Consider the following 21,573-nt stretch of genomic DNA (forward strand, 5'->3'; position numbering starts at 1 on the left):
CGTCGGTAACTTTCAAATAGAAGAACGACGGTACGTCCAATCGGTGACGCGATGCCATACCCAATTCGTGTTCGATCTTGGACTACCCTGCTGGTCATGCGCATCGGAGCCCATGTCCGCGACGACGACCCGATCGGCGCCGCGCAGGAGCGCGGCGCCGAGGTCGTGCAGTTCTTCCTGGCCGACCCGCAGGGCTGGAAGGCGCCGAAGCCGCATCCGCAGACCGACGAGCTGCTGGCCTCGGACCTGACGGTGTTCGTGCACTCGCCGTACATCATCAATGTGGCGTCGACCAACAACCGGATCCGGATCCCGTCCCGCAAGCTGGTCCAGCAGCACGCCACGGCGGCCAAGAAGGTCGGCGCCAAGGGCCTGGTCGTGCACGGCGGCCACGTGACCAAGGGCGAGGAGGCCGACGCCGGCTTCGAGAACTGGCGCAAGCTGTTCGAGCGGCAGGCCGAGGCGGGCGGCTTCGACGTGCCGATCCTGATCGAGAACACCGCCGGCGGCGACAACGCCATGGCCCGCCGCTTCGACACGCTGGCCCGGCTGTGGGACGCGGTCGGCGACTTCGGCGCGGGTTTCTGCCTGGACACCTGCCACGCCTTCGCGGCGGGCGAGGACCTGGTCGGCATCGTGGAGCGGGTCAAGGCCATCACCGGTCGCATCGACCTCGTGCACCTGAACAGCTCGCGCGACGAGTTCAACTCGGCCCGGGACCGGCACGCCAACATCGCCGACGGCACGATCGAGCCGGAGCAGCTGGTCGCGGTGCTGGCCGCCGCGCAGGCGCCGGCCGTGGTCGAGACCCCGGACGAGGGCCAGGCCGCCGACATCGAGTTCCTGCGCGCCAAGCTCGGCGGGTGAGAGCGGCCGGACTGGCGCTGCTGGTCCTGCTGTGCGGCTGCACCCTGGTGCTCGGGTACGCGAACAAGGCCCGGTGCACCGGGCCGACCTACGACGCCCAGGGCCGGACCACACCGTCCTATCAGGTGCGCCGGTATCGGGACGTCTGCTACTCCGACATCCAGCACCTGTGGCTGGGCCGGCAGGTCGACCGGCACGTCTTCCCGTACGTCGACGGCGGCATCGACTCGTACGGCGAGCTGACCGGCGGCGCGGTCGAGTACCCGGTGCTGACCGGGCTGCTGATGTGGGCCGGCGCGTGGTTCGCCGACAACGACGGGCAGTACCTCTTCTTCTCGGCGCTGCTGCTGGCCCCGTTCGGCCTGCTCACCGGCTTCCTGTTGGGCAAGCTGGCGCGGTGGCGGGCGCTGGTGTGGGCCTTGGGCCCGCCGCTCGTGCTGTACGCCTTTCACAACTGGGATCTGCCGGCGGTGGCCTGTTCGGTCGCCGCCTTCTACTGCGTGCTGCGCAAGGACCGGCCGCTGGTCGCCGCGGCGCTGCTGGGCCTGGGCTTCGCGTTCAAGTTCTATCCGGCGATCTTCGTGCTGCCGCTGGCGTTTCATGTGCTCCGCCGGCGCGGCTCGCTCGACGCGGTACGGGTGGTCCTGGTCTCGGCCGTGGTCGCCGTGCTGGTGAACCTGCCGTTTGTCCTTGTGGGGCCGCAGGGTTGGGCCGCGTCGCTCACGTTCCAGGTGATCAGGCCGGTCGACATCACCGCCAACTCGATCTGGTTCTGGTGGTTCCGGCCGCTGTCCGACCCGGCCAACACCGTGTTCCAGTCGGTGGTCGGTGTGCTGTCGCCGGTGTTGATCCTGGCGTCGTTCGCGGTCGCGCTGGCGGTCGGCTGGCGGCGTCGCTGCGACCTCGCTCCGCACGGAACGCGCGGCAACAGCACCGACTTCCCGCTGCTGCAGGTGTCCGGCGCGATGCTGTGCGGATTCCTGTTGCTGTACAAGGTTGATTCGCCGCAGTACACGCTGTGGCTGCTGCCGTTCCTGGTGCTGCTGCCGGTGCACTGGGGTTGGGTCGCGGGCTACTTCGCCGTCGACGTCGTGCTCTACCTGGGCGTGTTCCGGTGGTACTACGCGATCGAGAACCGGCTGCCCGACGACATCTACAACAATGTGGCCGCGCAGGCCGTCGTCGCCGGCGTGTGGGGGCGGGCCGCGCTGCTCGCCTCGCTGTTCGTGGTGTTCCTGAAGACGGAGCGGACCAGTGTGGCTGTCACGTGAGCGGGGCCCGGTCGTGCTGCTCGGCGCCGTGCTGGTGGCGTTCCTCGCCGTCACGCACCTGAGCTTCGACCTCAACGCCGTGCTGGCCCTGGCGGCGCTTGTCGTGGTGCTGCTGGCTTTCCTACCGGGCGGTGGCGTGCCGCGGTGGGCGATCAGTGTTGCTGGCGTGTTGTCGCTGGTGGCGCTGCTGCTGAAGCCACCGGTGGAGAACGTCGTCACGACGCCGTGGCTGAGCGTCGGCATCGCCGTCGGGGCCGTGACCGCTGTGGTGGTGGCCGTGCTGCCTTGGCTGCCGGCGCGGTGGTGGTGGGTCGGGCTGATCGTGCTCGCCGCCGGATACGCGCTGGTCATCCTGGGTGGACGGCCGCTGATCGACGTGTGGGTCATCCTGCGGGACTCGGCCGGCGGGTTGCTGCGCGGGCTCAATCCGTACGAGATGCACTTCCCCGACGTGCCGGCCGGGCAGACCGACAACTGCTTCAACTACCTGCCGGCGACCTTCCTGCTCACCGCCCCCGCGCAATGGCTGTTCGGCGACGTGCGGTGGCTTGAGACGGGGTATCTGCTCGGCGCGTGCGCCCTGCTCGGCTGGCACACCCGGCGCTGGCCGCTCGCGCTGCTGGTCGGCGTGCTGCCCGGGACCTTGTACGTGGTGCAGCAGTCGTGGACCGAGCCGTTGCTGCTGCTCGGGCTGGTCGCCGGCTACGTGCTGATCGAGCGGGGCCACGCGAACTGGGCGATCGTGCCCGTCGCCCTGGCGTTGGCGACCAAGCAGCACCTGGTCGTGCTGGTGCCGCTGCTGGCGTTCTGGCCCCGGTTCGGTTGGCGGCGGGTGCTGGCCACATTCGGCGCTGCCGCCGTCGTCTGCCTGCCCTGGGTGATCGTCGATCCCGGCCGGTTCCGGGCCTGCACCGCCGACTTCTACCTGCTCACGCCCCTGCAGGACCGGTCGGTGTCGGCGTACCAATTGATTCCGGCGCCACTGGGCACCCTGGTCGTGGTGGCCGTGCTGATGCTGGCCTACTGGCTGGTCGTGCGGTCGCGAACGGGGTTCCTGCTCGGTGCCGGCGTCGTGTTGGCGGCGTTCGACCTGGTCAACAAGCAGACGTTCCTGAACCAGTGGGTGTTCGCCGCGGAACTGGTCGTCGCCGGGCTGGTTGTGATCAGCACCACCCCAGTGGGCGATACCCGGGATCGGCGTCCCGGAGTGAAGGTGGAGATCCGCCGCCGCGGAGGGGAGAGCGTGCCATGCGAACCCGATTCGGACATATCGCCCTAGTTGCCGTGCTCGCACTCGGGGTCACATCCGGCCTCGCCGCCGCGGGACCTTTAGACAATGCCGCCACCGCGACCTGGGTGGGGAGCTGGGAGGCCGCGCCGGCCAGCGGCGTCGACGGCACCACCAACGGCTATCCCAACTACTCGATCCGCAACGTCGTGCACACCAGCGTCGGCGGCAGCCAGGCCCGGATCAGGCTCAGCAACCGCTACGGGACCTCGCCCGTCACGTTCGGGCACGTCACCGTCGGCGTGCAGGCCCGTGTCGGCACCGCCGACGCCGCGTCCCTGGTCACCGTGAAGTTCCACGGAGCCGTGTCCACCACCGTCGCCGCCGGCGCCGACATCGTCAGCGACCCCGTGCCGCTGCGGGTGCCGTCCAACTCCAACCTGCTGGTCACGACCTTCGTGCCGACCCCGTCCGGGCCCGTCACGTACCACCCGCTGGCCATGCAGACGTCGTTCTTCACTCGCAACGGCGATCACACTGCCGACACGTGGGGCACCGCCTTCACCGAGACCACCTCCGTGTGGCACTACGTGACCGGCGTTGACGTGCTCAACTCGTCGTCGAAGGGCACCGTCGTCACGCTCGGCGACTCCATCACCGACGGCTACGGTTCCACGCCCAACGCCAACCATCGCTGGCCCAACTACCTGTCCGAGCGGCTCGGGCAGCGCTACGGCGTGGACGACGCCGGCATCAGCGCCAACCGGCTGCTGCTCGACGGCGGCGCCGGCGGCGAGGCCGCGGTGAAGCGACTCGACGAGGACGTGCTGTCCCGCACCAACGTGCACAGCATGATCGTGCTGCTCGGCGTGAACGACATCCAGCAGGACCCGCACCAGCTCGACCCCACCAAGATCGAGGGCGCGCTGCAGGACATCGCCCAGCGGGCGCACGCCAAGGGCATCCGCACCATCGCTTCGACCATCCTGCCGTTCAAGGGCTGGAGTGTGTGGACCGAGCAGTTGGAGACCGTGCGGCAGGCCGTCAACCAGTGGATCCGCACCAGCCACGCCTACGACACCGTCGTCGACTTCGACCAGGTCACCCGCGATCCCGCCGACCCGCAGCGGATGCTGCCCGCCTACGACTGCGGCGACCACCTGCACCCCGGCGATGCCGGCTACCAGGCCATGGCCAACGCCGTCGACCTCAACTCGCTCTGACTGCACCGCATGCGGCGCTCGCTCAGCCGAGCGCCGCGTTGGTGTCGGCGGTGGTCATGGTGTTCCGCCGACGTGACCGCAGGGCCGGACGACTCCATCGGCGATCAACTGATTCAGCGTCGTCGGCTGCTGGACCGGCATGATCAGAGCGATAGGCCTGCCGCGATCGGTGACGGTGAGCGTGTGTCCCCTGCGGACCTCAGCCAGGTATCGGCTCAGCCCGTCGCGTAGTTCTCGAATACCGACGTTCATGATGTTGATACTTACTGCGGCCACATTCGCCAGGCGAATGTGGCCACAGCTGGGCGACCGCGTCCGTGGTGACGCCGGGTGCGAGGATCTCGGCATGTTCCAACCGAGTACCTCGGCGTTCGGCGCGTTCCGGCGGCTGGCCCTGTCCGTGTTCTGGCCGTGCGTGCTGTTCGTCGTGGTCGGGCTGGTGATCGTGCTGCCGTCCGCGCCCGTGACGCTGACCCCGTACGCGCTGATCCCGCCCGTGATCGGCGCGCTCGGCGCGTATGTGGTCGGCGTGCTCGACCAGCGCAAGGCGCCGGCGAAGCGGCCCGACCGCAAGGCGGTGGTCGAGCTGGCCCGGTCGATGTTCTTCGCCCGGCTGTTCACCGGCGAGGTCGCGGTCCTGGTCGGCCTGGCCGTGGGCATGGCGGTCTGGGACCAGACGCCGCTGCTCGCAGGCCTGGTCACGACCGTGCTGCTGTACACGTGGTGGCTGCGCACCGACAACTTCCTCGGCGCGTTGCACCGGGTACTCGACCCGGTCGGCGCCGGTCAGCTCACCGACGCCGTCATCAAGCGCTGACGCCGGCGGAACGTGAACCTGTCGGCGGCGCCGTCGAGGAAGCCGCCCATCGGGTCGTCGTCGCCGGTCCGTCGCACCAGGTCCAGCTCCGGCCGGTAGATCTCCCGGATCACCAGGATGCACAGGCCGATCACGGCCAGGTCCCGTGCCACGACGAAGGTGAGGAACGGCCCCGCCGGCAGGCCCTTCTTGTCCGTGCCCAGGTAGAAGAACATGCGCGGCACCCACACCAGGGCGTCGATCGTCATCCACGCCAGCAGCGGCTTCCAGCGCGGGATCGCCAGCACCGCCAGCGGCACCAGCCACAGCGAGTACTGCGGGCTCCACACCTTGTTCGTCAGCAGGAACGCCGCCACCACCAGCAGACACACCTGGGCCAGCCGGGGCCGCATCGGCGCCGACATCGTCACCCACGCGATGCCCGCGCAGCACAGCAGGAACAGGACCGCGCTGACCGTGTTCAGGATCGTCGGCACCTGGTTCTGCGCCAGCGGGCCGTCGAAGCCGAGCCAGCCCGTGAAGTACTCGACGACGTTGTAGAGCGTGTCCGGGTCGACGCCGCGCTCGGTGTTCAGGCGGAAGAACTCCCACCAGCCCGGCCGGTACAGCAGATAGATCGGCGCGTTCACCGCCGCCCACATGGCCAGCGCCGACACCGTCGTCGTCAGGCCCTGCTTCATCCGGCCGCCGCGCCAACACAGCAGGAGCAGCGGTCCGAGCAGGAACAGCGGATACAGCTTCGCCGCCCCACCGAGGCCCAGCAGGATGCCCGCCAGGATCGGCTTCTTCCGCGCCCAGGCCAGCAGCGCCGCCGTGGCGAACGCGACCGCCAGCGTGTCGAAGTTGGTGAACGCCTGCACGATGACCAGCGGCGACACCGCCACCAGCGCCGCGTCCCACATCCGCCGGCGCGCTATTCGCATCACCGACCACACCACCACCAGCCAGGCCAGTGACAGGAAGAAGGCGATGAAGTCGAAGTAGGCGACCACCGTCATGGTGAACGGCAGGATGCCGCTCGAGGCGATCGAGATGTAGCCCTGCGCCAGCTTCGCGTTGAACCACTGGAACAGGCCCGTCAGCACCGGGTACTCCATGTACCGGATGTGCGCCTGCGGCGTGCCCTCGCCGTCGATCCACGACGTGCGGTACGGGAACGTGCCCGGCTGGTCCAGCCGCTCCGCCGTGTACAGCGGCACCACGTCCGAGTAGCACATCGCCACGTACTGGCGGTTGCCGCTCCAGTCCAGCTGCAGCACGCCCTTGTCGTCCTTGACGGTCTGGATGCACGGCGACTTCTGCAGCCAGCCCAGCGCCAGCACCACCACCGCCAGCAGCAGGATCACCCGCGTCGCCGTCCAGAACCACTGCCGCCCCACCGACGCGTGCCGGCCGAGCGGCCCGCCGAACGGCCGGCTCAGCGACCTGACCAGCGACTCCGTCCAGGTGGGCGCGACACGCTCGTCCGGCCCCAGCGACTCGGTGTCCTCCAGCAGGGAGGTGCCGGTCGGCTGCACGGACTCGTTCCCATCCGGTTCACCTGACACTCGGGGCATGCTACGGGCACCCACGTGTGCGCGTGGTCAGCGTCCTCATCAGCGGGTCGTCGGTGTGTGCGGAAGGTCCGAAGCGCCCGGTGGGAAGGCCTCGGCCGGAGCGTTGGAAGCCTTGAGGTAGCCGTTCATGAACGCTTGCCAGATCTTGCCGGGCAGGCCGTTGCCGCTGATCGGATTGCCGTCCTTGTCGCGGATCGCCTCGTACCGGTCGGAGCCGACATAGACCGAGGCGGCGAGCGAGCGGGTGTAGCCGACGGTCCAGGCCTTGGCGTTGTCGGCGCCGTCGAACGGCTGGACACCGGTCTTCACCGCGGTCGGCCACGGTCCGTTCAGGCCGAGCCCGTTCTGCTGGGCGCCGCCGGCCAGGGCCGCGGTGACGGAGTCGGCGATCTGCTGGCTGTTCGGCCCGAACGCGGCGGCCGCGTCGTCGGGACGGTCGAAGCTGCGGCCGTCGCCGAAGGTGATCTTGCTGATGAAGTGCGGCGACCGGTGCTGGCCGTCGGCGGCGAGCGTGGCGTACGCGGCGGCCAGGTCGATCGGGCGCACCTGGGTGGAGCCGCCGCCGTTGGCGATGCTGATGTCCGGATTGCCGCCGTTCTCCCCGACCAGCAGCTTCGTGCCGTCCACCTGGTCGGGCACACCAGCCTGGTGGGCGGCATCGGCGACCGCCTTGGTGCTGACCCGGTTGTAGACGAGGTTCGCGAACTCCGTGCTGATCGAGTACTGGAGCGCCTGGGCCAGCGTGCACGACCCCTTGCACGGGTAGTGGTCCTCGGCGTTGGCGATCTGCCGCGCGTCGAACGTCTGCGGGGAGGCGGAGTTGAACACCGAACTCGTGCCGATGCCCTGCTGCAGCGCGGCGACCAGGTCGAACGGCTGGAAGGCGGTGCCCGGCTGCTGCAGGGTCTGCGCGTTGTCGGTGGTGCCGGGTCCGGAGTTGCCCCAGTAGGCGGTGATGCCACCGGTCTTCGGGTTCACGGCCACCAGCGCCTGCCGCAGCGAACGCGGCTGCCCGTTCATCACCGAGTTGACCGCCTGCTCGGCCGCATCCTGCGCCTTGGGATCGATGGTCGTGTAGATCTTCACGCCCTGGCGCTCGGCCTGGTCCTCGGTCAGCCCGAACGGTTGCTGGGCGAGCTCGTCGAGCACCTGGTCCTGGATCGCCTGTCGCGGCCCGGACAGCGTCGTCGGCCGCGCCTTGTCGCGGTCGATCAGCGCGGGCGGAGCCGCGTAGCGGGCCCGGTCGCTCGCGGAGAGCCAGCCCTTGTCGACCATCTGCTTGATCACGTTGGTCCAGCGCCACGCCCGGTAGGTCGCGTCCTCGCTCTTGCTCGGCCCCTGGATCATGCCGGCCAGCTGCGCGGCCTCGGAGGCGTCGAGCTGGTTGAGGTCCTTGCCGAAGTACGCCTGCGCGCCGGCCCTGATGCCGTACGCGCCCCGTCCGAAGTAGACGGTGTTCAGGTAGGCGGTGAGAATGTCCTCTTTGGACCGCTCGTTGTTCATCTTGAACGCCGACACCAGCTCCACCCACTTGCGCCCGAGGTTCGGGGCGTCGTCGCCGGTGGCCTGCTTGACGTACTGCTGGGTGATGCCGGAGCCGCCGCTGTGCCCGCCGGACAGTTGGATCCACACCGCCCGCACGATGGACTTGATGTCGAAGCCGGCGTTCTCCTCGAAGGTGGCGTCCTCGGCCGCGAACACCGCGTGCTTGACCACATCCGGGATCTGGTCGTAGCTGATCTTCGACCGGATGCCGCCGGGCGCGATGTCCACCATCTTCGAGCCGTCGGCGTAGTACAGCGAGACCGTCTGCGTCTCCTGCGCGGCGATGGCGTCCGGGTCGGGCACGTCGACCACGAAATAGGTGATCACGAACGCGACCACGGGCACGAGAAAGGCGGCGGACACCAGCGCGTAGCACGTGCGCCGGATCCGCCGCCAATCCCACTTCTTCTTGCTGTCCCCCTGCTCCGCCACATCAGGTCAGACGCCGACCGTGGCGGAGTAGTTGCTCAGCCGCCGCCAGGGAATCCCCCTCCGCCGCCTGGACCGACTCCGCCGCCGCCACCCTTTGTCGTGGTCGTGGTTTCGGTGGTCGGGCAGTTGAAGAAGTCACACGGATTCGTCGGCTTGGTGTGCTTGGTCGACGTCGGCGACTCACCGTCCGTGTCCGTCGTGGTCGTCGTCGTGGTCGCGCCGGTCGTGGTCGTCACGGTCGGCTGGGTCGTCGTCGTGATGCCGCTGAAGTTGCCCTTGCCGCCCAGGTCCTTGAACGCCGGGAACTGCTCGACCGGCTTACCCTGCAGGTAGTCGGCCATGTACATCTTCCAGATGTACGCCGGCTCCTCACGGCCGTAGATGTCGTAGTTCTGCGACGGACCGATCTTGTTGTTGTAGAAGCCGTAGATCGGCGCGACACCGTTGTTGTTGCCGACCCACACCGCGGTCACGACCTGCGGCGTGTAGCCGACCATCCAGGCGTTCGCGTTGTGCTTGGTCTTCTCGTACTGCGCGGTGCCGGTCTTCGCGGCCAACGGCCGGGTCCCGACGTTGGCACACGTCGTGTGGGCCGGGTCGGCGCAGGAGCTCTTGGCCACGTCCAGCATCGACTCCGTGACGTTGCGGGCGAGCTGGGCGTTCTTCACCGAGTCCGTCTTGTCGAACGCCTGCGTCGGTGTCAGCTTCGGGTTCGCCTTGGAGTCGTACGGCGTGCCACCGGTGCTGTCCTGGATGGACGTGATGAAGTGCGACGGGATGTACATGCCGCCGTTGGCCAGCGTGGCGTAGCCCTGGGCCATGTCCCGCGGCCGAACCTCGTACTGGCCCAGCGCGATACCGTCGGCCGGCTGGCTGCCGCCCGGCGGCAGCAGCGCGGGCTGCGTGTTGCCGGCGATCGTCTGCTTCGGCGCGATGCCGGCGTCCAGCGCCGCCTGCCGGACGGTCGTCGCGCCGATGTCATCGGCCATCTTGTAGAAGACCGTGTTGATCGACAGCGTCATCGCCTGCTTGACCGAGCAGGGGTTCTGCGGGCACTCCTCGCCGTCGGAGTTGTTGATGACCTGGCCGGCGATGGTCTGCGGGCTGTGCCCGTCGTAAAGCGAGTTGATGCCGATCTGGGAGTTGGCCCGCATGCCCGCCAGGAACACGTACGGCTTGAACGACGAACCCGGCTGGTTCGGCGTGTTCGCCATGTCGTAGGAGAACTTCTTCGGGTCAGGGCCGCCGTACCAGGCCACGATGCCGCCGGTCTTCGGATCGATCGACACCAGCGCCGAGGCGATGTTCGGGTTGTGCGGCGTGTCCTTGGCCATCACCGTCTCGTTGGCCTTGACCGCCTGGTCCATCGCCTTCTTGTCGATGGTGGTGTGGATCTGCGCGCCCATCTTCTGCAGCGTCGGCCGGTCCATGCCGATGCCGAAGTCCGGGTCGGCCGCCTCGGCCAGGATCTGGCGCACCACGAACACCGTCGGGCCGGGCAACGCGCCGCCGTCGTCACTGCTGTTCGGGATCGGCTTCGGCTGCTCGGGGTACTTGGCGCGGTCGGCCTGGCTGAGCCAGCCGTTGGCGACCATCCGGCCCATCGTGTAGGACCACCGGGTGTTGGTCCACTTCGGGTCCTCGTTGTAGGCCGGCACGTTGATGCAGCCGGCGAGGAACGCGGCCTGGGACGGGTTCACCTGGTCGATGTTCACGCCGAAGTACGCCTGGGCAGCGGCCTGGATGCCGTAGGCGCCGCGGCCGAAGTAGACCGTGTTCATGTACGCGGCGAGGATCTGGTCCTTGCTCTGCTGCTGGCTCATCTTGATCGACTTGACCAGCTCGGTCCACTTACGGGTGTAGGTGTGGTCCTCGTTGCCGGTGGCCTTCTTCACGTACTGCTGCGTGATGCCGGAGCCGCCGCCGCCACCACCGGTCAGCTGGCCCAGCACGGCACGGCCGATGCCCTTGATGTCGAAGCCGCTGTTGGTCTCGAACGTCTCGTCCTCGGCCGCCTCGACCGCGTGCCGCACGACGGGAGGGATCTTGTCGATGGGCAGGATCGTGCGATCGCCGCCGGTGGACGGGCCGAGCGTGGCCATCACGCTGCCGTCGGCGTAGTAGATCGTCATGGTCTGCTGCTGGTTCAGGACCGTCTGCGGGTCCGGCGGCTCGACCATGAAGTAGGTGATGATGAACGCGACGATCGGGCCGACGAAGCCGACCGCGGCCAGCACGTACGCGCCGCGGCGGACCCGGCGCCAGATGCGCTTCTTGCGCAGCAGGGCCTCGTCGTACTCGTTGTCCAGGTACTCGTCGGGCTCGATGTAGTCCCCGGCGCCCGGCGGCAGGTCGTGCTCGCGGTGCGTCATCAGCTCCGGCTCGCGCTGGAACTCCTCGTGCACCGGCGGCAGCATGTCCGTCGGCTGGTTGAACGGGGTGCGCTGGGTCGGCGCGTTCGGGCCGCCGCGCTGGCCGGGGCCGGGCGGCCGGCCGGCCATGCCGTTCGGGCCGGGACCGCCAGGACCGGGACGTCCGCCCCGCCCCATCGGCGGCGGGGGACCGCCCTGGCCGCCGGGGCCCATCGGGCGGCGGGGCGGCTGCTGCCCCGGGTAGCCGCGCGGCGGGGTGTTCGGACCCCGCGCGGTCGGCTGCTGCGAGGGCGGCACCGGCGGTCGACCACCGGGCACCCGACTCGTCGGCGGCTGCTCACCGGGCCACGCCGGCTGGCCGCCGCCCCGGCGGCCGGGCTGCTCCGATTCGTCGAAGCTCGGCCACTGGGCCTCGTCACCACGCTCGTCACTCACCAAACGGCCTTCCAGATCGGTACCCACCAGGTAGGCAACCAGTCGTGCTCGTCCATCGTCTCTACTGCTAGACGCCGCACCCGAGGGAGGGTGTTCACTCCGCCGCGGTGCGCCGGCGCGGCTTGCGTGCGCGCAAGCCGCCCGTTCCCAGGACGTATGACTGCACCAGGTGGTTCCAACTACATGTACGGCAAACTTCGACGACGTACACGGTGAACTCCTCGTACAGGGAGCTCATCCGGTCCAGTTCGTCCGGTGTGCGGGCCGAGCCGGCGACGTGCTTGAGCTCGTCGCCGTAGACCCACGAGACCAGGGTCAGCTGCTCCTTGCGGCACACGGGACAGCTCGTCTCCGTCGGCTGTCCGTGGAACTTCGCCGCCCGCACCAGGTAGGGGCTGGCGTCGCAGACCTCCATCGTGCCGACCCGGCCCGAGTAGACCTCCGCGAGCAGCGCACGGCGCTGCAACGCGTAGTCCACCACCTGTCTCTGGGTCCGCACATGCAACAGGGTACGTGTCCCCTGCCGGGCCCCAATGGGCCGTTCAGGGCAGCACCGGCCACGCTGTGTCACGCACGCCACAAGGACAGGCCGCCGACAGGCCGGCGTGAGAGGGTGAAAAGCCGGGCTGACCAGCGATGGAACAGCACGTGCGCAGCGCCGCGTTGGCACTGGTACTGCCAATCACACCGAGGAGGAGTCCGGATGAGTGTGCGGGTAGCCATTGTGGGTGTCGGCAACTGCGCCGCATCCCTGGTACAGGGGGTGCACTACTACCGGGACGCCGAGCCGGGGACGCGGGTGCCCGGCCTGATGCACGTCCAGTTCGGCGACTACCACGTGCGGGACGTGGAGTTCGTCGCCGCGTTCGACGTGGACGCCAAGAAGGTCGGCCTCGACCTGTCCGAGGCGATCGTGACCAGCGAGAACAACACCATCAAGATCGCCGACGTGCCGCCGCTCGGCGTGCCCGTGCAGCGCGGTCACACCCTCGACGGGCTGGGCCGGTACTACCGGGAGACGATCGACGAGTCGGACGAGGAGCCGGTCGACGTCGTCAAGGCGCTGCGTGACGCCCGGGTCGACGTGCTGGTCTCCTACCTGCCGGTCGGCTCCGAGGAGGCCGACCGGTTCTACGCCCAGTGCGCCATCGACGCCCGGGTGGCCTTCGTCAACGCGCTGCCGGTGTTCATCGCCTCCGACCCGGCCTGGGCCGCCAAGTTCACCGAGGCCGGCGTGCCCATCGTCGGCGACGACATCAAGTCGCAGGTCGGGGCCACCATCACGCACCGGGTGCTGGCCAAGCTGTTCGAGGACCGCGGCGTGCTGCTCGATCGCACCATGCAGCTCAACGTCGGCGGCAACATGGACTTCAAGAACATGTTGGAGCGGGACCGGCTGGAGTCGAAGAAGATCTCCAAGACGCAGTCGGTGACCTCCCAGGTCGACCGCGACCTCGGCGCCCGCAACGTGCACATCGGCCCGTCCGACTACGTGCAGTGGCTGGACGACCGCAAGTGGGCCTATGTCCGGCTGGAGGGCCGCGCCTTCGGCGACGTGCCGCTGAACCTCGAGTACAAGCTCGAGGTCTGGGACTCGCCCAACTCCGCCGGCATCATCATCGACGCCGTCCGGGCCGCCAAGATCGCCCTCGACCGCGGCATCGGCGGGCCCATCCTGTCCGCCTCCTCCTATTTCATGAAGTCGCCACCGGAGCAGTACTCCGACTCCGAGGCGCGGGACGCCGTGGAGAAGTTCATCCGCGGCGAGCTGGAGCGCTAGCGGGCACGTCCGGCCGTCCGTCGACCGGGCGGCCGGACACAGTAACTGGTGTCGCCCATTCGGGTGCTGGCAGGATGCTCGGAGTGGGGATCCCGATGCGCCTGCCGGGCGCCTACCCGTTCGCGCGCCGGTTCGATCAGCCCGCACGTGCGTGAGGTGTGGCTCGACCCGGACGACTCGCAGCTGAGCTGGGACGGACTGGTCGAACTTCGACGCACGGGCGACTGGTGGCAGCCGTGGCGCCTGCCGGCGGACCGGATCCCGACCCGGAAGCTGGCGGAGTTGGCCCGGATGCCGGCGGGTGTTCGGGTGGGCATGCGCACGGACGCCCGCCTGTTGTCGGTGCCGCTGTTCGGCGACCCGGACTACTCCGCGCCGGTGGACGTGCTGGTCGACGGCCAGCTGGCGCACCGGATGGCGGTCAAGCCGGGCGAGCAGGTGCTGACGGTGGCGCTGCCGGGCCAGCCGGCGAACGTCGACGTCTGGTTGCCCAACTACGGGCGCACCAAGGTCGGCCGGTTGAGGCTGGCGGCGCACAGCATGGTCCGGGCGATGAGTCGCAGCGGCCCGCACTGGGTGGCGTACGGCAGCGCGATCACGCAGTGCCGGCTGGTGGACGGCCCCAGCCAGACCTGGCCGGCGGAACTGGCCCGCCAGCACGGCTGGCGGCTGACCTGTCTCGGGTTCTCCGGCGAATGCCATCTCGATCCCGTTGTCGCGCGGACGATCCGTGAGCAGCGTCCGGATCTGGTGACGCTGTGCGTCGGCGTGGACATCCACCACGCGGCGAGCTTCAGCCGGCGCACGCTCGGCCCGGCGCTGGAGGGGTTCCTGGAGGTGATCGCGGACCAGCCGGTCGTGGTGATCACGCCGCCGCTGGCGCCGGCCCGTGAGCACGAGGTCAACGCCGTCGGCCTGACCCTGGCGGACGTCCGCGACCTGGTCGCGGAGGCGGCTGGCGGCGTGAGCGTGATCGACGGGCGGGACCTGGTCTACGCGGACCTCGTGGTGGACGGCCTGCATCTCGGCCCGGACGGCTACCGGTCGCTGGCCGAGCGGATCTCGCCGCTGCTGGTGGCGGAGCTCGGTCAGAAGCCGGCGGCGGCGTATTCGGCGTAGTCGGTCGGCGGGGCGACGTCGACCCGGGAGCACTCGTTGTTGCCGGCCCGCGTCTTCGGCCACTGCGTGAGGTAGTAGATCTGCCGACCGGTCGTGCGCGCGGCCTGGGCGAAGCCGGCGGCGGCCTCCTTGTCGTTGTAGTAGGACTCGCCGATGATCACCGGTTGGCTCGTGAAGCCCTGCTGTCGCAACTGGTTGTCGGTGTAGGCGAATTGTGAGGACTCGTCGCCGTAGATGTGGATGTCCATCATGGACGGTCGGGTGCCGCCGTACATCTTGCCCACGTTGAGGACCTGGCCGGGATCGTTGCCGTTGATGGAGAAGCCGACGGTGTCGGCGTGACCGAACTTCGCCGTGTACGCCTGCCACAGCTGCTGGTCGTAGCGCAGCACCAGGGATTCGTCGGTGGACGCGGTCAGTTCGCCGCCGAGGTCGAGATGGAACGGCAGCCCGGCGGCGGCGATGATCGGGTGCACCGACTCGATCAGCTGCCAGTTCTCCTGGTACGTCGCGTCCTGCCAGGACGGCCAGTTGCGCGGGTCGTTGCCGTCGGAGGGATGCAGCACCACGGTGATCTCGGCGAAGCCGGCCTGTTTGACGTCGGCGAGCAGGCCGGCCAGGTTCTCCTGGTCCTGCGGCGGCAGCCGGCCGCCGGTGGAGTCCATCGCCGTGCCGTCGTCCGGGCCGTGATGGTGGTAGATGCCGATGGACAGCCGGTTCTGGCCGGCGCGCTTCATGCCGGCGAGCTGGTAGGCGATGATCGTCGGCGCCTTGTTGAACGCGTTGACCACCTGGTACGGCTGCCGGTAGCAGCCGTCGAGGTAGTAGAAGTCGTAGTTGGAGCCACCCGAGACCGCCGGCGGAGCGACCGGATCCGCGCCGGCGGGAACGGCGAGCGTCGCGGCGAGCAGGGTGACCGTCGCGACGACCAGTGTCCGAGTTCCCATGACGGAATCCCTCCCGTCCGGTCGCGCCTGTGCTCTCCCGAGCGTCGCACCGCCGCCGGGATCCGACCGGCGGACGGCGGCCGATTTCACCGCTTCGGGTGGGTTTTCGCAGGTTAGGCGGCGTGGTTGCAGGTGGAACAAGTGCAGTCGGCGCAGGCGCAGTTGGCGCACGAGTCGGTGCAGTTACCGCACTGGCAGCTCGCGTGGTTGCACGTGGCGCAGGTGCAGTCCGCGCACCGGCAGTTCGCGCAGGAGTCCGCGCAGTTGGCGCAGGCGCACGTGGAGCACTCGTCGTAGTGCACGCCGTCGCCCGCGTTGTGCTCGCGGTGCACGTGGCCGTCGTGCAGGTAGTCCACATGGTCGGCGTGCAGCACCGCCTCGTGCCCGCACCCCGGTCCGTGGGTGTGTCTGTGCAGCTCAGCGGGCCTGTGTTCGGTCACGGCGGTCATATTCCGATGCTCATATGCGCACCCGTGCACGTCCATCCGAAGCGCGGCCGTTCGCTCGAACGAGTTAGCTTGGGGATCATGACGTCCCGACCGACCGCCCTCATCACCGGTGCCTCCCGCGGCATCGGCGCCGCCGTCGCCGCCGCACTCGCCCCCACCCACGACCTTCTGCTCGGTGGCCGTGACGTCGAAGCCTTGAAGGCCTTCGCCACGCAGTTCCCTTCCGCCACCCCCTGGCCCGTCGAGCTCACCGACGCCGCCGCCCTGGCCTCCGCCACGTCGGCCATCGACCGCCTCGACGTCCTCGTCCACAGCGCCGGCGTCGCCACCATCGGCTCCCTCGCCGAGACCTCCGTCGACGTGTGGCGGACCACCATGGAGATCAACGTCCTCGCCGTCGCCGAACTGACCCGCCTTCTCCTTCCCGCCCTCCGCGCCGCTTCCGGCCAGGTCGTCCTCATCAACTCCGGCGCCGGCCAGCGCGCCAACCCCCAGTGGGGCGCCTACGCCGCCAGCAAGTTCGCCCTCCGCGCCTTCGCCGACGTCCTCCGGGCCGAGGAGCCCCAGTTGCGCGTCACCACCGTCTATCCGGGCCGCACCGCCACCGACATGCAGCGGTCCATCCGCGAGAGCGAAGGCAGCGACTTCCTCCCGAACGAGTACCTGACGCCGGAGTCAGTGGCCCAGGCGGTGACGTTTGCCCTGCTGGCGCCGCCGGACGCACACGTCAACGACCTGAGCATCCGCCCCCGCCCGCACTGACGCGGACCCTCAGGCGTCGGCCAGCAGGCGGTGGGTGACCTTGCGGACCTCCGCCGCCGCGGCGGCGCGGTCGAGCTGGGTGGATTCGCCGGCGGCGACCACGGGGGAGCCGGCGACCCAGACGTCCTGGACGCGACGGGAGCCGGCCGCCCAGACGAGGTTGGACAGGAGTTGGGGGTCGGGGACGTCGAGGCCGGCGGCGAAGGCGGGGTCGTCGAGGTCGACGTGGACGAGGTCGGCCCAGTAGCCGGGGGCGAGGGTGCCAAGGTCGTCACGGCCGATGGCGGAGGCGCCGCCACGGGTGGCCATGAGCAGGGCCTGGGCGGCGGTGAGGGCGGCGGCGTCGGACGAGGCGAGCCGGGCGAGCATGGCGGAGAGTTGGAGTTCCTGCCACAGGTCGAGGTCGTCGTTGCTGGCGGGGCCGTCGGTGCCGAGACCGACGTGGACGCCATGGCGGCGGAGGTCCAACAGCCGGGCGGTGCCGGAGGCGAGCTTGGCGTTGGAGCCGGGGCAGTGGGCGACGCCGACGGAATTGGCGGCGTAGAGCTGGATGTCCACATCGGACAGATGGACGGAGTGGGCCGTCAGGACCCGGCCCCCGAAGACGCCGAGGGAGTTGAGCAGCAGGGGCACGGAGCCGTGGGCTTCGCGCACATGCTGGTCCTCGGCGAGGGACTCGGCGACGTGGATGTGCAACAAGGCCCCACGCTGCTTGGCCTCGGCGGCGACGACGGGCAGGGCCTCGGCGGGCAGGGTGTAGGCGGAATGCGGCCCGTAGCCGAGCTCGATCCGCTCGCCCGGGCCGAACCGAAGACCGTCGGCGTCGATCCACGCGCTGATCTGGTCGGTCATGTGCAGCCAGCTGCCGAGCCGGTCCCAGCCGGGCGCGGCGATCACGGCGGGGGTGAGCACCATCCGAGAGCCGACCTCGAGCACGGCCTCGACCATCTGTTCGCCGTAGAAGTACATCTCGACGCTGGTGGTGACGCCGTGCCGAAGCATCTCCAACGCCCCGAGCCGCATACCGGTCCGCACGTCGTCGGCGCCGAGCCGACCTTCGGCGGGCCAGATGACGTCCTGCAGCCACGACATCAGCGGCAGGTCGCCGCCCATGCCCCGGAGCACGGTCATCGGGCTGTGCGCATGCGTGTTGATCAAGCCGGGCAGCAGGATGCCGGACAGCTGCCGGACGGCCACGCCCTCGGGCAGCACCGGGGCGTTGGACGCAGGCCCGACGTAGCCGAGCCGGCCGTCGGCGCCGACGTCGACCACGGCGTCGCGGACGACGGAGCAGGACGCGTCGCAGGGCAGCACGACCGGGGCGTGTAGCCGGAAAGCCTGAACCATGACCGGATTCTGTCATCCGCCGAGCGGCAGGTCGGCGACCACCGTCCAGCCGCTGCTCCCGGTCGGACCTGCGCTGAAGCTGCCGCCGAGCAGTTCGACCCGCTCCCGCATGCCGACGAGCCCGAAGCCGCCGGACCCGCCGGCGGGATTGCTGTGCTGACCGGTTCCGTCGTCGGCGACCCGCACCCGCACGGTGTCGTTGTCGGTGCGCACGTCCACATCGATCCGGCTGACGCCGGCGGCGTGCTTGCGGGCGTTGGTCAGCGACTCCTGCACGAGCCGGATCACGGACTGCGCCAGCTCGGGCGGCACGGGATCGGAAAGCTGCACGTCCAGCCGCACGGGCCCGCCGACCTGCTCGACGGTCCGCTTGATCTGCGCGGCCAGCTCGTCGTTGTCCCGGCTGGTCGGTGACGCCTCGGTGCCGCGCAGGGTGCCGACCAGGCGTCGCATGGCGGTCAACGCCTCGTGCCCGCTGGCGGTGATGATCGGCAGGACCGACCGGGCGGCTTCGGGGTCCTGGTCGGCGATCGCCTGCGCGGCCTGGGAATGGACGACGATGCCGGTGACGTAGTGCGCGACGACGTCGTGCAGTTCCCGGGCCAGGGCCAGCCGCTCGGCCTGTTGGGCGGCGGCGACCGAGGCGGCCTCGGCTTGGCGGCGTTCGCGGTCGCGGGCCCGGAAGTACAGGCCGGTGCCGACGGCGACGCCGAACAGGACGGCGAAGACGATGCCGGCGTTCACCACGTCGATCGGGCGGTAGTCGTCCCAGATGTTGGTGTCCAGGCTCAGCGCGATCACGTTGGCCGCGATCAGCGCCAGCGCGCCGGCGGTGGCCCGGCCCCGCGAGGCCTGCCGGACCACGATCGCGATCATCGCCATGCCGGCGGCGGTCGGGATGATGTCGCCGCCGATCCGTTCCCGGACCAGGAAGTGCAAGATCACGGTGCCGGAGAGGATGGCGACGGCGGCGGCGAGCGCGGCGTCGAACGGCCGCCGTGGCGAGACCACGGCCAGCACGAGCAGGACAAGGTCGAACGGCAGCTGCCACCACAGCCCGGGATCGAGCCCACGCCACTCCACCATCTGCAACAGGATCAGCAGCACGAGAGCGGTGGCCAGCGGCCACTGCCGGCGGGCCAGCGCCCGCCAGCCGAGGTACCCGTTCTCCACGCGGGACACCGTAGGACGTAGACGGGGCCGTCGCCGTCAACCTGTGGGCGGGCGCCCTGTCAGACCTGCGGCGTAGCCGAGGTCGATGCGCTGGGCCGACGCCCGATGACGCACCACACGACGACAGTTGAGCCAACGTCGTAGAGAGGGGTGCGAGATGGTGGCAACGGTGATGACCTGGAGCGGTGCGGTCGTCGGCCTGCTGGTGCTGGCGGTCATGGTGGTGACCGGCATCCTGGTGGACAGCGAGCAGCAGCAGTAGTCGGTCGTCAGCTCAATCGCTTGCGCAGCAGGGCCGCCAGCCGACCGCCGTGCGGCTCGGTGTTCACGGCGCCGGCGAACCGTGCCGGAGCGCCTTCCCGGGCCCGCTGCGCCGTCGTCGAGTCGATGCGGAACGCCGGCCGGTTGCCGCCGGCCCGTTGCCGGGAACGCAGCCAGGCCAGCCGGTGCAGCGCCTCGGCGTGGTGATCGGTGATCGTGACCTGGGCCGCGTCGAAGGAGTGCAGCACGGCCCGGTTCAGTTCGACGGTCGCACGGTCCCGCCACAGCGTCCGCTCGGTGCGGGTGTCCAGCCCGAGTCGCGTGGCGACCTCCCTGGCCACGGCGTACGCGCCCTCGTCGGCCAGGCTGCGGGTGCCGATCTCGGCCCCGACGAACCAGCTGTTGAACGGCGCGGCCGGATAGGTGACGCCGCCGATGACCAGCCGCATGTTGCTGATCACGGGCACGGCGTGCCAGCGCAACCCCAGCTCGACGAACCACGACAGCTCCGGGTGTTCGAGCGGCACCTCCTGGATCACGTCCCGTGGCACGGTGAACAGCTGCGGCCCCTCGTGCGCGGTCTCCACCACGAGCGGCAGGTGGTCGAACCGGCCCCGCTGGGTCGGCGGCCGCCAGCCCATCTTCGTCACGGCCTCGGTGAAGTCGGCGTAGCGCGGGTCGCCCATGACCCGGCCGGTGGCGTCGCGGTAGCCGGCGTAGCGCACGAGCTGCTCGTTCCAGATGCACGGCCCGGGCGTGGACGGCGTGTCCGGCGCGAACACCGTGACCAGCGGCTGGATCTGGCCGCTGTTGGTGGACAGCCGCAGGTGCTGCACGCATTCGGCGGCGACTGCGGCCGCGTTGCGCAGCCCCCTCAGGTCACGCACCTTGAGCCGCCGCCACGGCACGCCGCTGGTGCACCAGCCGCTGTCGCGCAGCGCGACCCGCGCGCCGTAGGCGAGCTCCTGGGGCGTGTGCCGGTACGTTCCCGTGTCGGCGATCTCGGTCCGCACCTGGGTCAGCCGCTGGCCCACCGGACCGGCCTCCGGGTGCGCGTCGTGGAACATGCGGAGGAACTCCTCGGCGGCGTCGAGGTCCACGCAGTCGAGGGCAGGGAGGGTTGCCAGAGCCGTCACGGTCGGCAACCGTAACCGCCGGCCGGGCTCACTCGTCACTGCCAGAAGGGGCACACCTCGGACTAGTGGATCTCCGTCCGAACGGGTGAGTGCTAGACGGAGAGTGGCCGACTCGACGCCGACCGCCCGCGACTTGAGTACCTGGTCGGGTGACCTAGCCGACCTTGGCGAACATCAGGTCGTGGCTGATCCGGCCCTCCTCGACGGCCCGGTTCTCGAACTTGGTGATCGGCCGCCAGTCGGGGCGCGGCGCCCACCCGCCCGGCTCATCGGCGTACACGTTGCGCAACCGAGTCTCGCCGCTACAGACAGTCATCATCTGCTCCGCGTACTCCTCCCAGTCGGTGGCCATGTGGAACACACCGCCGGGCACCAGCCGGGACGCCACCAGCTCGACGAAGGCGGGCTGCACGATGCGCCGCTTGTGGTGGCGGGCCTTGGGCCACGGGTCCGGGAAGAACAGCCGCACGCCACTGAGCGACTCCGGCTCCAGGTGCTCGGCCAGCACGGTCACGGCGTCGCCGCGCAGCAGCCGCAGCGTGTCGACCTCCAGGGCGTCCGCCCGGAGGATCAGCTGGGCCAGACCCGGCTTGTACACCTCGACGGCGAGGTAGTTGAGCTCCGGCTGCGCGGCGGCCAGCTGCGAGGTGGTCTCCCCCATGCCGGACCCGATCTCCAGCAGCACCGGCGCCTGCCGGCCGAACCACTCGTCCAGGGCGAGCGGACCGGGCGGCAGCTCCTTCACCTCACGGCCGAGTTCCGGCCACCGGGTGTCCCAAGCTCGCTGCTGGCCGACGGTCATCCGCTCGCCGCGCTGGACGTAACTGACGATGGAACGGTGGTGCGGTGGACG

19 protein-coding genes are annotated in these 21,573 nt (G+C 69.8%); 9 read left to right on the plus strand and 10 right to left on the minus strand.

Features of this window, described 5'->3' with window-relative positions; translation table 11 throughout:
• Window positions 1–96 precede the first annotated feature (96 nt).
• From BJ998_RS19425 to BJ998_RS19440, 4 genes are all read left to right on the plus strand, one after another.
• Window positions 97–867 (plus strand): deoxyribonuclease IV, encoded by a 771-nt coding sequence (locus BJ998_RS19425; RefSeq protein WP_184863619.1) that lies wholly within the window; start codon window positions 97–99, stop codon window positions 865–867.
• Window positions 864–2,138, plus strand: coding sequence for a glycosyltransferase 87 family protein (locus BJ998_RS19430; protein ID WP_184863620.1), 1,275 nt, complete (start codon window positions 864–866; stop codon window positions 2,136–2,138). The genes BJ998_RS19425 and BJ998_RS19430 overlap by 4 nt, the downstream gene beginning before the upstream one ends.
• Complete coding sequence (locus BJ998_RS19435) at window positions 2,122–3,417, plus strand: glycosyltransferase family protein (RefSeq protein WP_184863621.1); 1,296 nt, start codon at window positions 2,122–2,124, stop codon at window positions 3,415–3,417. Before BJ998_RS19430 ends, BJ998_RS19435 begins: the two co-directional genes overlap by 17 nt.
• Window positions 3,418–3,494: 77 nt before the next feature.
• Window positions 3,495–4,589, plus strand: a complete 1,095-nt coding sequence (locus BJ998_RS19440) for an SGNH/GDSL hydrolase family protein (RefSeq protein WP_312890211.1) — start codon at window positions 3,495–3,497, stop codon at window positions 4,587–4,589.
• Window positions 4,590–4,643: 54 nt separating this feature from the next.
• Here BJ998_RS19440 and BJ998_RS49565 read toward each other — a convergent pair whose 3' ends face one another.
• Window positions 4,644–4,937, minus strand: a complete 294-nt coding sequence (locus BJ998_RS49565) for a type II toxin-antitoxin system Phd/YefM family antitoxin (protein ID WP_376775875.1) — start codon at window positions 4,935–4,937, stop codon at window positions 4,644–4,646.
• On the opposite strand from BJ998_RS49565, the gene BJ998_RS19450 reads away from it, so the two are divergent.
• The gene (locus tag BJ998_RS19450) at window positions 4,936–5,406 is read left to right on the plus strand and encodes a hypothetical protein (RefSeq protein ID WP_184863624.1); all 471 of its coding nucleotides are present in this window, start codon (window positions 4,936–4,938) and stop codon (window positions 5,404–5,406) included. The two genes, BJ998_RS49565 and BJ998_RS19450, sit on opposite strands and share 2 nt — an antisense overlap.
• On the opposite strand, the gene BJ998_RS19455 is transcribed toward BJ998_RS19450, so the two are convergent.
• From BJ998_RS19455 to BJ998_RS19470, 4 genes are all read right to left on the minus strand, one after another.
• The gene (locus BJ998_RS19455) at window positions 5,376–6,953 is read right to left on the minus strand and encodes a glycosyltransferase family 87 protein (protein ID WP_312890212.1); all 1,578 of its coding nucleotides are present in this window, start codon (window positions 6,951–6,953) and stop codon (window positions 5,376–5,378) included. The two genes, BJ998_RS19450 and BJ998_RS19455, sit on opposite strands and share 31 nt — an antisense overlap.
• A 48-nt stretch (window positions 6,954–7,001) precedes the next feature.
• Window positions 7,002–8,939 (minus strand): transglycosylase domain-containing protein, encoded by a 1,938-nt coding sequence (locus tag BJ998_RS19460; RefSeq protein ID WP_184863626.1) that lies wholly within the window; start codon window positions 8,937–8,939, stop codon window positions 7,002–7,004.
• Between the two features lie 35 nt (window positions 8,940–8,974).
• Window positions 8,975–11,746 (minus strand): transglycosylase domain-containing protein, encoded by a 2,772-nt coding sequence (locus BJ998_RS19465; RefSeq protein WP_184863628.1) that lies wholly within the window; start codon window positions 11,744–11,746, stop codon window positions 8,975–8,977.
• A gap of 94 nt (window positions 11,747–11,840) precedes the next feature.
• On the minus strand, window positions 11,841–12,245 hold the full coding sequence (locus tag BJ998_RS19470; protein WP_184863630.1) for a DUF5318 domain-containing protein: 405 nt from the start codon (window positions 12,243–12,245) through the stop codon (window positions 11,841–11,843).
• Window positions 12,246–12,449: 204 nt separating this feature from the next.
• Here BJ998_RS19470 and BJ998_RS19475 point away from each other — a divergent pair, with 204 nt between their 5' ends.
• The gene (locus BJ998_RS19475) at window positions 12,450–13,526 is read left to right on the plus strand and encodes an inositol-3-phosphate synthase (protein ID WP_184863632.1); all 1,077 of its coding nucleotides are present in this window, start codon (window positions 12,450–12,452) and stop codon (window positions 13,524–13,526) included.
• A 147-nt stretch (window positions 13,527–13,673) separates the two neighbouring features.
• On the plus strand, window positions 13,674–14,645 hold the full coding sequence (locus BJ998_RS49195) for a GDSL-type esterase/lipase family protein (RefSeq protein ID WP_184863634.1): 972 nt from the start codon (window positions 13,674–13,676) through the stop codon (window positions 14,643–14,645).
• On the opposite strand, the gene BJ998_RS19485 is transcribed toward BJ998_RS49195, so the two are convergent.
• On the minus strand, window positions 14,615–15,592 hold the full coding sequence (locus BJ998_RS19485; RefSeq protein ID WP_184863636.1) for a hypothetical protein: 978 nt from the start codon (window positions 15,590–15,592) through the stop codon (window positions 14,615–14,617). The two genes, BJ998_RS49195 and BJ998_RS19485, sit on opposite strands and share 31 nt — an antisense overlap.
• Window positions 15,593–15,724: 132 nt before the next feature.
• On the opposite strand from BJ998_RS19485, the gene BJ998_RS19490 reads away from it, so the two are divergent.
• Entirely contained in the window at window positions 15,725–15,889 is a 165-nt protein-coding gene (locus BJ998_RS19490; protein WP_184863639.1) for a hypothetical protein, read from the plus strand.
• Between the two features lie 230 nt (window positions 15,890–16,119).
• Window positions 16,120–16,803, plus strand: a complete 684-nt coding sequence (locus BJ998_RS19495; RefSeq protein WP_184863641.1) for an SDR family oxidoreductase — start codon at window positions 16,120–16,122, stop codon at window positions 16,801–16,803.
• A 9-nt stretch (window positions 16,804–16,812) separates the two neighbouring features.
• On the opposite strand, the gene BJ998_RS19500 is transcribed toward BJ998_RS19495, so the two are convergent.
• The 4 genes from BJ998_RS19500 to trmB form a co-directional block, all read right to left on the minus strand.
• Window positions 16,813–18,150, minus strand: coding sequence for an amidohydrolase family protein (locus BJ998_RS19500; protein WP_184863643.1), 1,338 nt, complete (start codon window positions 18,148–18,150; stop codon window positions 16,813–16,815).
• 12 nt (window positions 18,151–18,162) lie between these two features.
• Window positions 18,163–19,323 (minus strand): sensor histidine kinase, encoded by a 1,161-nt coding sequence (locus BJ998_RS19505; protein WP_184863645.1) that lies wholly within the window; start codon window positions 19,321–19,323, stop codon window positions 18,163–18,165.
• A gap of 269 nt (window positions 19,324–19,592) precedes the next feature.
• Window positions 19,593–20,720, minus strand: coding sequence for a nitric oxide synthase oxygenase (locus BJ998_RS19510; protein ID WP_312890213.1), 1,128 nt, complete (start codon window positions 20,718–20,720; stop codon window positions 19,593–19,595).
• A gap of 154 nt (window positions 20,721–20,874) precedes the next feature.
• Window positions 20,875–21,522 (minus strand): tRNA (guanosine(46)-N7)-methyltransferase TrmB, encoded by a 648-nt coding sequence (trmB, locus tag BJ998_RS19515; RefSeq protein WP_221338915.1) that lies wholly within the window; start codon window positions 21,520–21,522, stop codon window positions 20,875–20,877.
• Window positions 21,523–21,573: the final 51 nt, after the last annotated feature.

The sequence above is a fragment of the Kutzneria kofuensis genome, assembly GCF_014203355.1.
Taxonomy (GTDB): domain Bacteria; phylum Actinomycetota; class Actinomycetes; order Mycobacteriales; family Pseudonocardiaceae; genus Kutzneria; species Kutzneria kofuensis.

What these genes read in the sequence shown, in the direction of transcription:
- BJ998_RS19425 (WP_184863619.1), top strand. Translation starts at nt 97, where the DNA reads ATGCGCATCGGAGCCCATGTCCGCGACGACGACCCGATCGGCGCCGCG.
- BJ998_RS19450 (WP_184863624.1), top strand. Translation starts at nt 4,936, where the DNA reads ATGTTCCAACCGAGTACCTCGGCGTTCGGCGCGTTCCGGCGGCTGGCC.
- BJ998_RS49565 (WP_376775875.1), bottom strand. Translation starts at nt 4,937, where the DNA reads ATGCCGAGATCCTCGCACCCGGCGTCACCACGGACGCGGTCGCCCAGC.
- BJ998_RS19475 (WP_184863632.1), top strand. Translation starts at nt 12,450, where the DNA reads ATGAGTGTGCGGGTAGCCATTGTGGGTGTCGGCAACTGCGCCGCATCC.
- BJ998_RS19485 (WP_184863636.1), bottom strand. Translation starts at nt 15,592, where the DNA reads ATGGGAACTCGGACACTGGTCGTCGCGACGGTCACCCTGCTCGCCGCG.
- BJ998_RS19495 (WP_184863641.1), top strand. Translation starts at nt 16,120, where the DNA reads ATGACGTCCCGACCGACCGCCCTCATCACCGGTGCCTCCCGCGGCATC.
- BJ998_RS19500 (WP_184863643.1), bottom strand. Translation starts at nt 18,150, where the DNA reads ATGGTTCAGGCTTTCCGGCTACACGCCCCGGTCGTGCTGCCCTGCGAC.
- trmB (WP_221338915.1), bottom strand. Translation starts at nt 21,522, where the DNA reads ATGACCGTCGGCCAGCAGCGAGCTTGGGACACCCGGTGGCCGGAACTC.